At 59.6% G+C, this 13,511-nt stretch carries 13 protein-coding genes; 10 read left to right on the top strand and 3 right to left on the bottom strand.

Annotated elements, in window-relative coordinates; translation table 11 throughout:
• Positions 1-13: 13 nt before the first annotated feature.
• On the bottom strand, positions 14-1,009 hold the full coding sequence (locus AC07OG_RS00380; RefSeq protein WP_218423661.1) for an ArsR/SmtB family transcription factor: 996 nt from the start codon (positions 1,007-1,009) through the stop codon (positions 14-16).
• Positions 1,010-1,269: 260 nt separating this feature from the next.
• Here AC07OG_RS00380 and tkt point away from each other — a divergent pair, with 260 nt between their 5' ends.
• The 6 genes from tkt (at position 1,270) to fba (ending at position 7,676) form a co-directional block, all read left to right on the top strand.
• Positions 1,270-3,267 (top strand): transketolase, encoded by a 1,998-nt coding sequence (gene tkt / locus AC07OG_RS00375; RefSeq protein ID WP_060542375.1) that lies wholly within the window; start codon positions 1,270-1,272, stop codon positions 3,265-3,267.
• Positions 3,268-3,440: 173 nt separating this feature from the next.
• Complete coding sequence (gene epd, locus AC07OG_RS00370) at positions 3,441-4,502, top strand: erythrose-4-phosphate dehydrogenase (protein WP_060542374.1); 1,062 nt, start codon at positions 3,441-3,443, stop codon at positions 4,500-4,502.
• Between the two features lie 17 nt (positions 4,503-4,519).
• A complete protein-coding gene (locus AC07OG_RS00365; protein WP_060542373.1) occupies positions 4,520-5,683 on the top strand; it encodes a phosphoglycerate kinase in 1,164 nt (387 codons plus the stop codon).
• Between the two features lie 35 nt (positions 5,684-5,718).
• Positions 5,719-5,940, top strand: coding sequence for a hypothetical protein (locus AC07OG_RS00360; protein WP_218423663.1), 222 nt, complete (start codon positions 5,719-5,721; stop codon positions 5,938-5,940).
• Positions 5,941-5,996: 56 nt separating this feature from the next.
• On the top strand, positions 5,997-6,329 hold the full coding sequence (locus tag AC07OG_RS00355) for an MliC family protein (RefSeq protein WP_060542371.1): 333 nt from the start codon (positions 5,997-5,999) through the stop codon (positions 6,327-6,329).
• Positions 6,330-6,611: 282 nt separating this feature from the next.
• Positions 6,612-7,676, top strand: coding sequence for a class II fructose-bisphosphate aldolase (gene fba / locus AC07OG_RS00350; RefSeq protein WP_060542370.1), 1,065 nt, complete (start codon positions 6,612-6,614; stop codon positions 7,674-7,676).
• Positions 7,677-8,009: 333 nt separating this feature from the next.
• Here the strand turns inward: fba and AC07OG_RS00345 are convergent, their stop codons facing one another.
• A complete protein-coding gene (locus tag AC07OG_RS00345; protein WP_060542369.1) occupies positions 8,010-8,678 on the bottom strand; it encodes a polysaccharide lyase family 7 protein in 669 nt (222 codons plus the stop codon).
• A gap of 321 nt (positions 8,679-8,999) precedes the next feature.
• On the opposite strand from AC07OG_RS00345, the gene AC07OG_RS00340 reads away from it, so the two are divergent.
• From AC07OG_RS00340 to AC07OG_RS00330, 3 genes are read left to right on the top strand one after another with little or no spacing between them, the layout of a single operon-like run.
• A complete protein-coding gene (locus AC07OG_RS00340) occupies positions 9,000-11,123 on the top strand; it encodes a putative bifunctional diguanylate cyclase/phosphodiesterase (protein ID WP_495065959.1) in 2,124 nt (707 codons plus the stop codon).
• A gap of 46 nt (positions 11,124-11,169) precedes the next feature.
• A complete protein-coding gene (locus AC07OG_RS00335) occupies positions 11,170-11,661 on the top strand; it encodes a M48 metallopeptidase family protein (RefSeq protein WP_060542367.1) in 492 nt (163 codons plus the stop codon).
• A gap of 22 nt (positions 11,662-11,683) precedes the next feature.
• Positions 11,684-11,980 (top strand): winged helix-turn-helix domain-containing protein, encoded by a 297-nt coding sequence (locus AC07OG_RS00330; RefSeq protein WP_060542366.1) that lies wholly within the window; start codon positions 11,684-11,686, stop codon positions 11,978-11,980.
• A gap of 64 nt (positions 11,981-12,044) precedes the next feature.
• Here the strand turns inward: AC07OG_RS00330 and AC07OG_RS00325 are convergent, their stop codons facing one another.
• A complete protein-coding gene (locus AC07OG_RS00325; RefSeq protein ID WP_060542365.1) occupies positions 12,045-12,497 on the bottom strand; it encodes a GNAT family N-acetyltransferase in 453 nt (150 codons plus the stop codon).
• A gap of 256 nt (positions 12,498-12,753) precedes the next feature.
• On the opposite strand from AC07OG_RS00325, the gene AC07OG_RS00320 reads away from it, so the two are divergent.
• Entirely contained in the window at positions 12,754-13,491 is a 738-nt protein-coding gene (locus AC07OG_RS00320) for a substrate-binding periplasmic protein (protein ID WP_060542364.1), read from the top strand.
• Positions 13,492-13,511: the final 20 nt, after the last annotated feature.

The following is a 13,511-nucleotide window of genomic DNA, read 5'->3' as shown; positions in this document are numbered from 1 at the left end:
TGTTTTCCTGAATTTACCGATGGTGAGTGTCGCCAGCCGGTCGCTGAAAGTGGCGTACCTGGATCTGGAAACCATTACGTAAGCCTACATAGAGGCTTTCCCCGGGAACGAGTCCCGCAGCGGTGGCCCAACGGGCCAAATCGTCCTGTTCAAACCCTAGCCAGAGATCACCGCAGGCCTCCTTGGCCCAACTCTGGTTATGGCTACATAACTCTGTCACTAACAGGCTACCGCCTGGTTGCAGCAAATTGGCCATGTGCTTGAGCGCATCGGCCGGCGCGGCAAAATGGTGCAGCACCATGTTCAGTACAACGCAATCGGCTTGCAGGCTGACGCCGTTCAATGCATCGGCCAGTTGCAGGTTAACGTTAGTCAGCGTCTCGCGTTCGCAGACCTGACGTGCCAGTTCCAGCATCGCCGGGCTGTTGTCCAGCGCCGTGACCTGGGTGAAGCGGCGCGCCAGTTCGGGCAGGAATGCACCGTCGCCGGGGCCGACTTCAATGGCCGTGGCGCCTGGGCCGAAACTCAGCTTGTCGAGCAGGGCCAGCACGCTTTCGCGGTACTGTGGCAGGCCGGCGATCAGGTCTTGCTGGGCGCGAAATTTCTCCGCAACCCGTGAGAAAAAGTCCTGGCTGGCCGCCGCGCGCTGTCCGTGAACCTGGGCGATACGCGACTGTACATCGGCCGGCAGCGTCAGGTTATCCACTTCATCGAGCAAGGCAGCGTGCAGCTTGCCGCCCAGCAGCTCGGTGTGGGGCAGGGCGCGACGGTAGAAAATCGCATTGCCTTCACGGCGGGTCGCCACCAGGTCGGCCTGGGCCAGAACCTTGAGGTGATGACTCATGCCCGACTGGCCGATGCCGAATATCTGCGCCAGTTCCAGCACCCCGAACGAGTCGTTGGCCAGCGCGCGCAATACATTCAACCGCAGGGGATCACCGCCGGCCTTGCACAAGGCCGCCAGCTCATCGCAATCGTCATGTTGAATGGAGGGCACGCGTAAATTCATAAGGCCGGCAGTCTAGTCATGGGCCGAAAGCACCGCAAGGGCAATATCAAAAAGTTTTGATATTGCACGATAGATGGCACTTCTCACGGGCCGCTTCACTCTACAAACGGATAGCGGAAAGGTTTCATCAGAAGAATCCGCCGTTATCCGTTGGAAAAACGCCTTCAGATGACTATCTGTCATTGCCCCGAGGCGTCCCGGTGAGGGAAAATGCTCGCCTTTTTTCCGTTTCGTTTTAATCAATCCCCAGGAGAACAGCGATGCCAAGCCGTCGTGAGCGTGCCAACGCCATTCGTGCCCTCAGCATGGATGCCGTGCAAAAAGCCAACAGCGGCCATCCCGGTGCCCCTATGGGTATGGCGGATATCGCCGAAGTACTTTGGCGTGACTACCTCAAGCACAACCCGAGCAATCCATCGTTCGCCGACCGTGACCGCTTCGTGCTGTCCAACGGTCACGGCTCGATGTTGATCTACTCGTTGCTGCACCTGACCGGCTACGACCTGTCGATCGAAGACCTGAAGCAGTTCCGCCAGCTGCACAGCCGCACTCCGGGTCACCCGGAACTCGGTTACACCCCGGGCGTTGAAACCACCACCGGTCCGCTGGGCCAAGGCCTGGCCAACGCCGTGGGTTTTGCCCTGGCGGAAAAAGTCCTGGCGGCGCAGTTCAACCGTCCTGGCCACAACATCGTCGATCACCACACCTACGTATTCCTGGGTGATGGCTGCATGATGGAAGGCATTTCCCACGAAGTCGCCTCCCTGGCTGGCACGCTGGGCCTGGGCAAGCTGATTGCCTTCTACGATGACAACGGCATCTCCATCGACGGCGAAGTCGAAGGCTGGTTCACCGATGACACGCCCAAGCGCTTTGAGTCCTACAACTGGCAAGTGATCCGCAATGTCGATGGTCATGACCCGGAAGAGATCAAGACGGCAATCGAGACTGCACGCAAAAGCGAGCAGCCGACCCTGATCTGCTGCAAGACCACCATCGGTTTCGGTTCGCCGAACAAGCAAGGCAAGGAAGACTGCCACGGCGCCCCACTGGGTGACGCGGAAATTGCCCTGACCCGTGCGGCGCTGAAGTGGAACCACGGTCCGTTCGAAATCCCGGCCGACATCTACGCCGAGTGGGACGCCAAGGAAGCCGGTCGCGCTGCCGAAGCCGAGTGGGACCAGCGTTTCGCTGCCTACTCCGCCGCATTCCCGACCGAAGCCAACGAACTGGTGCGTCGCCTGAGTGGCGAACTGCCGGCTGATTTCTCCGAGAAGGCTGACGCCTACATCGCCGAAGTCGCTGCCAAGGGCGAAACCATCGCCAGCCGTAAAGCCAGCCAGAACGCCCTGAACGCATTTGGCCCGCTGCTGCCTGAGTTCCTCGGTGGTTCGGCTGACCTGGCCGGTTCCAACCTGACCCTGTGGAAAGGCTGCAAAGGCGTGACCGCTGAAGATGCCAGCGGCAACTACATGTACTACGGCGTGCGCGAGTTCGGCATGACCGCCATCATGAACGGCGTTGCCTTGCACGGCGGCCTGGTGCCTTACGGCGCGACCTTCCTGATGTTCATGGAATACGCGCGCAATGCCGTGCGCATGTCGGCCCTGATGAAGCAGCGCGTGATTCACGTCTACACCCACGACTCCATCGGTCTGGGCGAAGACGGCCCGACTCACCAGCCAATCGAGCAACTGGCCAGCCTGCGTTGCACGCCGAACCTCGACACCTGGCGTCCAGCCGATGCTGTTGAATCGGCCGTGAGCTGGAAATACGCACTGGAGCGCAAGGACGGTCCTTCGGCCCTGATCTTCTCGCGTCAGAACCTGCAGCACCAAACCCGTGATGCCGGCCAGATCGCCGACATCAGCCGTGGTGGTTATGTGCTGAAAGACTGCGCTGGTGAGCCAGAGCTGATCCTGATTGCCACCGGTTCGGAAGTCGGCCTGGCCGTTCAAGCCTTCGACAAACTGACCGAGCAGGGCCGCAAGGTTCGCGTGGTTTCCATGCCGTGCACCAGCGTGTTCGATGCCCAGGACGCCGGTTACAAGCAATCGGTCCTGCCGTTGCAGGTCAGCGCCCGTATCGCCATCGAAGCCGCTCACGCGGATTACTGGTACAAGTACGTGGGCCTGGAAGGCCGCGTGATCGGCATGACCACTTACGGTGAGTCGGCGCCTGCGAGCGCGTTGTTCGAAGAGTTCGGTTTCACCCTGGAAAACATTCTGGGTCAGGCTGAAGAGCTGCTGGAAGACTAAAGCACAGCGCGGTGGCGCAGGCTGCCGCGCTCCCCTGTAGGAGCGAGCATGCTCGCGATGGTTGTTAACGATAACGCTGGGAGCCTGGATGCCCACGTCGACTGGACCACCATCGCGAGCATGCTCGCTCCTACACGGGGGTTGTGTTGTTAGCGAATACTATCGAGAACCCCATGCCTCAACCGCGTCCCTACAAAGTTGCACTCAACGGCTACGGCCGGATTGGTCGTTGCGTCTTGCGTGCGTTGTTCGAGCGAGGCGACAAGGCCGGGTTTGAGATTGTCGCGATCAACGATCTGGCCGACATGGCCAGCATCGAATACCTGACACGCTTCGACTCCACCCACGGGCGTTTTCCCGGCGAGGTGAAAGTCGAAGGCGATTGTCTGCATATTAATGGCGACTGCGTGAAGGTCTTGCGCAGTGCCGCCCCCGAAGGCATCGATTGGGCGTCCCTGGGCGTCGATCTGGTGCTGGAATGCTCCGGCGCTTACAACACCCGTGAAGACGGCCAGCGGTTTCTCGACGCCGGCGCGCCACGAGTATTGTTTTCCCAGCCAATGGCCAGCGAAGCGGATGTCGACGCCACTATCGTCTACGGTGTGAATCAGGATTGCCTGACCGGCGACGAGCGGCTGGTGTCCAACGCGTCCTGCACCACCAACTGCGGTGTGCCGCTGTTGCGCCTGCTCAACCAGGCCATTGGCCTGGACTACGTGTCGATCACCACGATTCACTCGGCGATGAACGATCAGCCGGTCATCGACGCCTATCATCACGAAGACTTGCGCCGCACCCGTTCGGCGTTCCAGTCGGTGATTCCGGTGTCCACCGGTCTGGCGCGCGGCATCGAACGGCTGTTGCCGGAACTTGCAGGGCGAATTCAGGCCAAAGCCGTACGGGTGCCAACGGTTAACGTGTCCTGCCTCGATATCACGATGCAGACCGCCACCGCGACCGACGCCACCGAGGTCAACCGGATTTTGCGCGAGGCCGCCAGCAGCGGCCCGCTCAAAGGTCTTCTGGCTTACACCGAGTTGCCCCATGCCAGCTGTGATTTCAACCATGACCCACATTCGGCCATCGTCGATGCCAGTCAGACCCGTGTTTCCGGCCCTCGGCTGGTGAACATCCTGGCCTGGTTCGACAACGAATGGGGTTTTGCCAACCGAATGCTGGATGTTGCAGAGCACTACCTGCAAACAGCTTCACCCATCGTCTCTACAAAACAGTAACCCAGGAAATGCGACCCATGACCGTGTTGAAGATGTCCGACCTCGATCTGCAAGGTAAGCGCGTATTGATCCGCGAAGACCTCAACGTCCCAGTCAAGGACGGAGTTGTCACCAGCGATGCGCGAATCCTGGCTTCGCTGCCGACCATCAAGCTGGCCCTGGAAAAAGGCGCGGCCGTAATGGTTTGCTCGCACCTTGGCCGTCCGACTGAAGGCGAGTTCTCGGCCGAGAACAGCCTCAAGCCAGTCGCCGATTACCTGAGCCGCGCCCTGGGCCGCGAAGTGCCGCTGGTGGCTGATTACCTGGGCGGCGTCGACGTCAAGGCCGGCGACATCGTGCTGTTCGAAAACGTGCGCTTCAACAAGGGCGAGAAAAAGAACGCTGACGAACTGGCCAAGCAATACGCCGCCCTGTGCGACGTGTTCGTGATGGACGCCTTCGGCACCGCGCACCGCGCCGAGGGCTCGACCCACGGCGTGGCCAAGTTCGCCAAGGTTGCCGCTGCCGGCCCGTTGCTGGCTGCCGAGCTCGACGCACTGGGCAAGGCCCTGGGCGCCCCGGCCCAGCCAATGGCTGCCATCGTGGCCGGTTCCAAGGTTTCGACCAAGCTCGACGTGCTCAACAGCCTGAGCCAGATCTGCAACCAGTTGATCGTCGGCGGCGGTATCGCCAACACCTTCCTGGCGGCTGCCGGTCACCCGGTTGGCAAATCCCTGTACGAGCCGGACCTGCTGGACACGGCCCGCGCCATCGCCGCAAAGGTCAGTGTGCCATTGCCGGTAGACGTGGTAGTTGCCAAGGAATTCGCTGAAAGCGCTGCGGCCACCGTGAAGCTGATCGCCGACGTTGCGGACGACGACATGATCCTCGACATCGGCCCACAGACCGCGGCGAATTTCGCCGAACTGCTGAAGTCGTCGAAGACCATCCTGTGGAACGGCCCGGTGGGTGTATTCGAGTTCGACCAGTTCGGTAACGGCACCAAAGTGCTGGCCCAGGCTATCGCAGACAGCGCGGCGTTCTCCATCGCGGGCGGTGGCGACACCCTGGCTGCCATCGACAAATATGGCGTGGCCGAGCAAATTTCCTACATTTCTACCGGTGGCGGCGCGTTCCTCGAATTCGTCGAAGGCAAGGTGTTGCCAGCCGTTGAAGTCCTGGAAAGCCGGGCCAAGGCCTGAGGGTCGCCCGTTTGACCAGGCAAGGGAGTGTTGAAATGGTCAAGACGTTAGCGCTGATGATCGTTGCGGGTTTGCTGGCCGCTTGCGGGAGTAATCCGAAAGCCACGCCGGAGCCTGCGCCGTCTGCAGCGGAAAAGGGCTGCTACCAGGCTGACTGGCAGGCGGAAACCAATCCGGTGCTCAACAAGCGTTCCGGGCCTGATGGCCTGGACAAATACGAGACCCAGACCCCCGCCAAGGAACATGGATGTCCTTGACGGGTCTGACTCTTTACTCAGGGCTGGCGGCGTGCGCCGTTGGTCGAGGGACACGGATGAAAGGATTTATCGCCATTACGGCGCTGGCACTGTTGGCCGGGTGCACCAGCTTGAACCCGTTCGAGTCGTCCGCACCGGTGGACAACTGGACTACCTGGACCTGCGACAGCCAGGCGAAGGTTGTCTGGCGCTATACCGACGACAGCCGTGAGCAAGTCGACGTCCGCCTCGGCGGAGCCGATCAGGTCTACCGCCTCAAGCAGGAGCCGGGCGCGTCGGGTTCGCTGTACAGCAACGACATGCTGGCGTTTCACATAAAAGGTGAGGAAGGCCTGGTTTACTGGGTCGCCACCAATGATTTGATTGGCCGTGGTTGCAAGGCGCAGTAATCGATACACCACCAATCCCGTGTGTAAACGGGTTTTTATGGTGAGGGGGCTTTTGTGGCGAGGGGGCTTGCCCCCGATGGGCTGCGCAGCAGCCCCCAATTGGTAAGTCAGAAATGTCGCATGGGAGCGCTTCGCACTCCAACGGGGGCTAGCCCCCTCGCCACAAGGCAACACCGAATTCGCAGCGCGGGGCCAACCCCCGATCTGCAATAACTTGAATAGCCGCCGCCGCTACGGCAGGCTGGCACGATTAACGACCCTCAACCGGGAGAGATACACACAATGGCACTTATCAGCATGCGCCAGATGCTGGACCACGCAGCCGAGTTCGGCTACGGCGTTCCAGCCTTCAACGTCAACAACCTTGAGCAGATGCGCGCCATCATGGAAGCCGCTGACAAGACTGACTCCCCGGTGATCGTCCAGGCTTCGGCCGGTGCTCGCAAATACGCCGGTGCCCCATTCCTGCGCCACCTGATCCTGGCGGCAATCGAAGAGTTCCCGCACATCCCGGTGTGCATGCACCAGGACCACGGCACCAGCCCTGACGTCTGCCAGCGTTCCATTCAACTGGGCTTCAGCTCGGTAATGATGGACGGTTCCCTGGGCGAAGACGGCAAGACCCCGACCGACTACGACTACAACGTCCGTGTAACCCAACAAACCGTGGCCATGGCTCACGCCTGCGGCGTATCGGTAGAGGGCGAACTGGGCTGCCTGGGTTCGCTGGAAACCGGCATGGCTGGTGAAGAAGACGGCATCGGCGCCGAAGGCATTCTGGATCACAGCCAGATGCTGACTGACCCGGAAGAAGCCGCTGACTTCGTCAAGCGTACCCAGGTCGACGCCCTGGCCATCGCCATTGGTACCAGCCACGGCGCGTACAAGTTCACCAAGCCGCCTACCGGCGATGTGCTGGCGATCGACCGCATCAAAGAGATCCACAAGCGTATTCCGAACACTCACCTGGTGATGCACGGTTCGTCTTCGGTTCCGCAAGAGTGGCTGGCGATCATCAACCAGTACGGCGGCGACATCAAAGAAACCTACGGCGTACCGGTTGAAGAAATCGTCGAAGGCATCAAGCACGGCGTGCGCAAGGTCAACATCGACACCGACCTGCGCCTGGCATCCACCGGCGCCATGCGTCGCCTGATGGCCACCAACCCGAGCGAATTCGACCCGCGCAAGTTCTTCGGCGCCACCGTGACCGCCATGCGCGACGTGTGCATCGCTCGTTATGAAGCCTTCGGTACCGCAGGCAACGCTTCGAAGATCAAGCCGATCTCCCTGGAAGCAATGTTCCAGCGTTATCTGAAAGGTGAGTTGAACGCCAAGGTCAACTAAGACCTGCAGCGTTTGGATCGAATGAAAAACCCGCCCGGAGGCGTAATGCTGTTCACTTAAGACGGATCTTCAGGCAAGTACAAAATCTGTGGCGAGGGGGCTCGTCGGACCGCCGCACCGCCCCGTTCGGCTGCGAAGCAGTCGTAAAACCATCTCACGCGGTGTACCTGATACACCTCGATGGCTGGTTTTGGGGCCGCTCCGCAGCCGAACGGGGCGGTGCGGCGGTCCGACGAGCCCCCTCGCCACATGTGTGTGCCCCAGCTTAAGTGAACAGCATTACGCCCGGAGGCGGGTTTTTTGTGGGCGCAAGATCTAAAGATTGCAGCCTGTTTACTTATCGTGATCGATATCCAGCTTGCTGAACGTCACTTTCCCGCCTTCACTGGTGTACCCGGTGTTGTCCTGCACATAAACGCCAGCCTTGAAGTACAGTGGTTTGTCCCGCCACGTCGCACTGATATTGGTGTCCCATTGATAGCCCGCAGCGCTGATGCCCAGCGCACCTCCAGGACTGAGGTGGATGAGATACGAGAACTCCCGATCAAGCTTCACACCCGTGGCGATTGTGATCACCCGGCCTTCGGCGTCATAGGGGTGCATGCGCACTTTGGCGACGATATTGCCGGTGGCGGTCGTGGTTTTGTATTGGTATTCGACCTTCACCATGGGTTTCTGGCTTTCATAGGCATGGATCTGGCCTATGACGATTTTTCCCGAGCTTGGCACCTGGTTCACCGCCAGGGTGGCGCGCAATGTGTTGTCGGCGTCCGGGTAGTACCAATTGCGCAGGGTGCCGTTGCTGTAGGTTTCCCGTAGTTCGGTACGCGGATAAATGGCGTTTGCGGTACGGGAGCCGGTCACTGGAGCCCAGAAAAACAACGTACCGGTGTCGGAGTGGAAGTATTGATCCTTGAAGCCGTTCACCAGTTTTGACGTTTCAACGGTGTAGGGCGGGCTGCCGACGGGAACACTGAGGTTCCAGGTTGCGAGGTCGATCATGTCAGTGCTTCCATCTGCTGCTTCCTGTACGAACGTGCCAAACGCTCCGGCACGTGCCTTTGACGGCGGTCTTTATAAGCGTACGAGGTGAGCTTGTTAACTCTGGCCCGGTATTTAATTGGCGCCAGCATGTTGTCGAAATGCCATCCTTCCCGGTTTTATTGGGCCTCAAGGACTGACCGTTAGTCGGCAAAAAGACTTATTGGTAGATGATGGCGCAATGACACCTACTGCTTTAGTAGATCCGCGTCTAGAGTAAGCACTTACAATTTGTCCGGTTTTCACAAGAGCCCGGCCTGACTCCCGCCAAAGAGAAGCAGCATGGAATGCGCGCAACCCACGCCGGGTGAAGGCAGCTCAACCTTACTGATCGTCGATGACTACCCTGAAAACCTGATCAGCCTGCACGCCTTGCTGTCTCGTCAGGACTGGCAGGTCATCACCGCCGCGTCGGGCTTCGAAGCGCTGGGTCTGCTGCTCGAACACGATATCGACCTGGTGCTGCTGGATGTGCAGATGCCGGGCATGGATGGTTTTGAAGTCGCGCGCCTGATGCGCGGCAGCCAGCGAACGCGCCTTACGCCGATCATTTTCCTGACCGCCGCCGAACAGACCCAGGACGCGGTGATCAAAGGCTATGCCAGCGGTGCTGTGGACTATCTTTTCAAACCCTTTGATCCACAGATTCTTAAACCCAAGGTCCAGGCCCTGCTCGAGCATCAGCGCAATCGCCGGCAGTTGCAACACCTGAGCCATGATCTGGAGTCCGCACGCGCCTTCAACGCTTCGATACTGGACAACGCCGCCGAAGGCATTGCGGTAGTGGGTGAGGACGGGCTGATACGGTTTGCCAACCCGGCAATGTCGAGGTTGCTCAATGCCACGGTGCAGGAGCTGCAAGGCAAGGATTTTCTGGATTCCCTGCAAAAACCGCATATTCCGGTATGGGCCGATTCCGACTTCTTTGCCGCTTACCGACGCGGCGAGACCCTGCGTCTGCACGATGCGCTGTTGCGCACGGCGCTGGGTCAGCAGGTGCCGGTGACGCTTTCCTGTGCACCATTGCCTTCGGAGCAACATGCGATGGTCGTGACCGTGCTGGACATGTCCGTGGTGCGTCACCTGCATCAGCAGCTGGAGTTTCAGGCCGTGACCGACCCGCTGACCGGGCTGCTCAACCGCCGGGGGTTTTACCAGACGGTGGAAAACCTGCTGCTGCGCGGCGAGCGAGCGGACAGCCACTGGGTATTGCTGTTCCTGGATCTCGATGGTTTCAAGCGAGTCAACGACTCTCTTGGGCACGATGCCGGTGATCGGGTCCTGCGCTGGGTGTCCGAGCAGCTCAAGACCTGCCTGCGGCCTTTCGATATCCTGGCGCGGATAGGCGGCGACGAGTTCACAGCGCTGCTGGATCTTGAGTTTCCCGAGCAGGCGGCCAAGATTGCCGAGAAGCTTATTGAGCGAGTATCGATCTGCCAGCAAATCGATGGGCTGGATATTGCGCTGGGCGCCAGTATCGGCATTGCCACGTTTCCCGATTGCGCTACCAATCTCGACGGGCTGTTGCGAGCGTCCGACATCGCCATGTACGAAGCCAAGCGTGCGGGCCGTCAGCAATATCGCTTTTATGACCACGAAATGAACGGGCGGGCGCGTTCGCGGCTGATGCTCGAGGAAAGTGTGCGAACGGCCATCGAGAATCGTGAGTTCAATCTGGTGTATCAACCCCAGGTCGCGATTGCTGGCGGGCGGCTCCGTGGTTTCGAGGCGTTGCTGCACTGGCAGCATCCAAGCGTCGGCGATGTTCCCCCGGGGCTGTTTTTACCCTTGCTGGAAGAGGCACGGTTGATCAGCCGGCTTGGCAGCTGGATTTACCAGCGCAGCGCAGGGCAACGCAAAGCCTGGGAAGCCGTATTTGCCGAGGATCTGGTATTGAGTGTCAGCTTGAGCAGTACGCAATTCGCTATGCCTGGCCTGGCAACAGAACTGCGTCAGGTACTTGAGCGCCATGGCTTGCAGCCACACCATCTGGAAATCGAGGTCACCGAGGAGGCCTTGATGCATAACACCGAGGAAACCCGCAAGCAATTGCGTCTGCTGCGCAATCTGGGGGTGCGGGTGGCTCTCGATGATTTTGGTTGCGGGCCATGCTCCCTCGCGCTTATTCGCGACCTGGAGCTCCACACGCTGAAACTCGACCGCCATATGATCGCGCGGTTGCCTTCATCCGAACGGGATGCGGCACTGGTGCGTAGCGTGATCGACCTGTGCAGCCAGTTGGCCATGGAGGTGGTTGCCGAAGGAGTGGAAAACGTCGTGCAATATCAATGGCTGCAAGCCAATGGTTGCGGCTATGTGCAAGGTTCACTGGTGGCGCGGCCGATGATGGCCGAGGAGGTCGGCGGCTTTGTGCAACCATTCGACTGGAGCGCGTTGTCCGGCTGAATTCGCTACACTGGCGATCTTTTCGTGACTTGTATTTACCGCCCCGATGACCGTTCTGAAATACCTCCAGGCCTATCCCGCTTCCCTGCAGGCTCAGGTGCGCCAACTGATCACCGACGGTCGGCTGGGTGATTACCTGAGCCAGCGTTACCCGGAAAAACACGCAGTGCAGAGTGACAAGGCGCTGTACACCTATGCGCTCGACCTCAAGCAGGAATACTTGCGCAATGCCCCGGCCATCGACAAGGTACTGTTCGACAACCGTCTGGACCTGACTCACCGAGCCCTTGGCCTGCACACCACGATCTCCCGGGTGCAGGGCGGCAAACTCAAGGCCAAGAAGGAAATTCGCATTGCCTCGCTGTTCAAGGATGCGCCTTCGCAGTTCCTGAAAATGATCGTGGTGCACGAGCTGGCACACTTCAAGGAATCGGACCACAACAAGGCGTTCTACAAGCTTTGCGAGCACATGTTGCCGGGGTATCACCAAGTCGAGTTTGATGTTCGGGTGTACCTGACGTGGCGGGATATGCAATAGACGATCTTTCAAGGAGCGTTAGATGGACGTAAGCAAGACCAAAAGCAGTTTCTATCGCCGCTTGTACGTGGCGTACCTGATCGACAGCGGGCTGGCCAGCAGCGTCCCGGCGTTGACCGAAGCCACCGGCATGCCACGGCGCACCGCCCAGGACACCATCGCGGCCTTGGCGGATCTGGATATTGTTTGCGAGTTCGAGCAGGAAGAGGGAGCGCGCAACCATGCGGGGCGCTACCGGATTCGCGAGTGGGGCGCGATCGATCGGGGCTGGATCGAGGGCAATCTGCAGCAGATCAAGGCAGTGCTGGAGTATCCCTGAGCTTCAGTATTGTGCAGCCTGCCGTATAACCCGGATCCCCTGCGGCAATCCGGGTTGAAGCACTTCAGGAACGACGCATCCCGATGTGTGGAATGCCATCCTCGACATATTCCTCACCCGACACGACAAACCCGTATCGCCCGTAATACCCCTGCAAATGTGCCTGTGCCGAGAGATAGACCGGCATGTCGGGCCAGTATTTTTCGATCTGCTTGAGCGCCTGCTCCATCAACTCGTGACCCAGGCCACTGCGACGAGCGTGCGGTGCGGTGAGCACCCGGCCGATCACCACGTCACCACCCTGTGATTGCGGGTCCAGCAGCCGCAGGTAGGCCACCAGTCGGTTGCCGTCCCAGGCCATCACGTGGCAGGTGTCACCTTCCAGATCCTGGCCATCAATGTCCTGATAAACGCATTTCTGTTCGACGACAAATACTTCGGTACGCAACTGCAGAATGGCGTACAGCTGCTCTTTGCCCAGATCGCTGTGGTGTTTGCAGATCCAATCGACTGTCATGTTTTGATTTCCTGAAAACGTACCTCCGATACTAAGCGCACTGGTGGCAGAAGTCTTTATGGCGGATCAATCTGTAACAATGTCCAAAATGCCATCATTGATTGCTCGCGGTTGCGCCGCCTTTGTGTACTCTGCAATGAAGCGCTTTGCAGTGGCTCCGATGAGCTACTTTGAGTACCCGGGATATGCCGGTAAGGGGCCTTGGGGTTCTGGCTGAAAGCACACCGGGCAAACCGCCCGCTAAGGATTTTCCAGCATGCCGCGATTGCATCGAGCTTTGGCCTTGATCGGATTGCTGTTGCAGGTCCAGGGGGTGTCCGCTGACAGGCTGCGTCTGGTCGCCGATGCCTGGCCTCCCTTTACCGATGCCACGTTGATCAATGGCGGCCTGGCCACGGATATTGTCAGTACCGCACTGGCCAGGGCCGGTTATGCCAGTGAGTTTGAACAGGTGCCCTGGGCTAGGGCTCTGCGGGGGGTGGGCGAGGGGCGGTACGACGTGCTGGTCAACGCCTGGTACAACGACGAGCGCACAAAACTTGGCCAGTTTTCCGCGCAGTACCTGCTCAACCGCGTGCGGTTTCTCAAGCGCAAAGATGCCCCCATCGAATTCAATGATCTGCAGCAACTGCACACCTATCCGATTGCGGTGGTGCGCGGTTACGCCTATTCATCGACCTTCGATGAAGACCAGTCGTTGCAAAAAGTCCCGGTGCACAGCTTCGCCATGGCAGTGCGCATGGTCGCGGCGAACAGGGTCAAACTGACCCTTGAAGACGAATATGTCGCCCGTTACTACCTCGCTCGCGAAGTGCCCAAGGTGCGCAATGCCGTGGAGTTCCTGCCCAAGCCGTTGAGCGAAAACAGTCTGCACATTCTGGTTAGCCTGAAGAACCCGGAGCACGAACAGATCGTCGCTGGTTTCGACCGCGCGATTGCGGCGATGAAGGCGGATGGGAGTTATGCCAGGTTGATGAGGCAGCATGGGATGTAGGGAGTTAGCTGCCTGCGGCG

The organism is Pseudomonas sp. GW821-FHT09H03 (assembly GCF_059415945.1).
This window is presented reverse-complemented; position numbering and strand designations above follow the sequence as displayed.

Bases quoted from the DNA above. Each gene is read 5' to 3' on its own strand.
- AC07OG_RS00380 (WP_218423661.1), bottom strand. From the start codon at position 1,009: ATGAATTTACGCGTGCCCTCCATTCAACATGACGATTGCGATGAGCTG.
- tkt (WP_060542375.1), top strand. From the start codon at position 1,270: ATGCCAAGCCGTCGTGAGCGTGCCAACGCCATTCGTGCCCTCAGCATG.
- epd (WP_060542374.1), top strand. From the start codon at position 3,441: ATGCCTCAACCGCGTCCCTACAAAGTTGCACTCAACGGCTACGGCCGG.
- AC07OG_RS00365 (WP_060542373.1), top strand. From the start codon at position 4,520: ATGACCGTGTTGAAGATGTCCGACCTCGATCTGCAAGGTAAGCGCGTA.
- AC07OG_RS00360 (WP_218423663.1), top strand. From the start codon at position 5,719: ATGGTCAAGACGTTAGCGCTGATGATCGTTGCGGGTTTGCTGGCCGCT.
- AC07OG_RS00355 (WP_060542371.1), top strand. From the start codon at position 5,997: ATGAAAGGATTTATCGCCATTACGGCGCTGGCACTGTTGGCCGGGTGC.
- fba (WP_060542370.1), top strand. From the start codon at position 6,612: ATGGCACTTATCAGCATGCGCCAGATGCTGGACCACGCAGCCGAGTTC.
- AC07OG_RS00345 (WP_060542369.1), bottom strand. From the start codon at position 8,678: ATGATCGACCTCGCAACCTGGAACCTCAGTGTTCCCGTCGGCAGCCCG.
- AC07OG_RS00340 (WP_495065959.1), top strand. From the start codon at position 9,000: ATGGAATGCGCGCAACCCACGCCGGGTGAAGGCAGCTCAACCTTACTG.
- AC07OG_RS00335 (WP_060542367.1), top strand. From the start codon at position 11,170: ATGACCGTTCTGAAATACCTCCAGGCCTATCCCGCTTCCCTGCAGGCT.
- AC07OG_RS00330 (WP_060542366.1), top strand. From the start codon at position 11,684: ATGGACGTAAGCAAGACCAAAAGCAGTTTCTATCGCCGCTTGTACGTG.
- AC07OG_RS00325 (WP_060542365.1), bottom strand. From the start codon at position 12,497: ATGACAGTCGATTGGATCTGCAAACACCACAGCGATCTGGGCAAAGAG.
- AC07OG_RS00320 (WP_060542364.1), top strand. From the start codon at position 12,754: ATGCCGCGATTGCATCGAGCTTTGGCCTTGATCGGATTGCTGTTGCAG.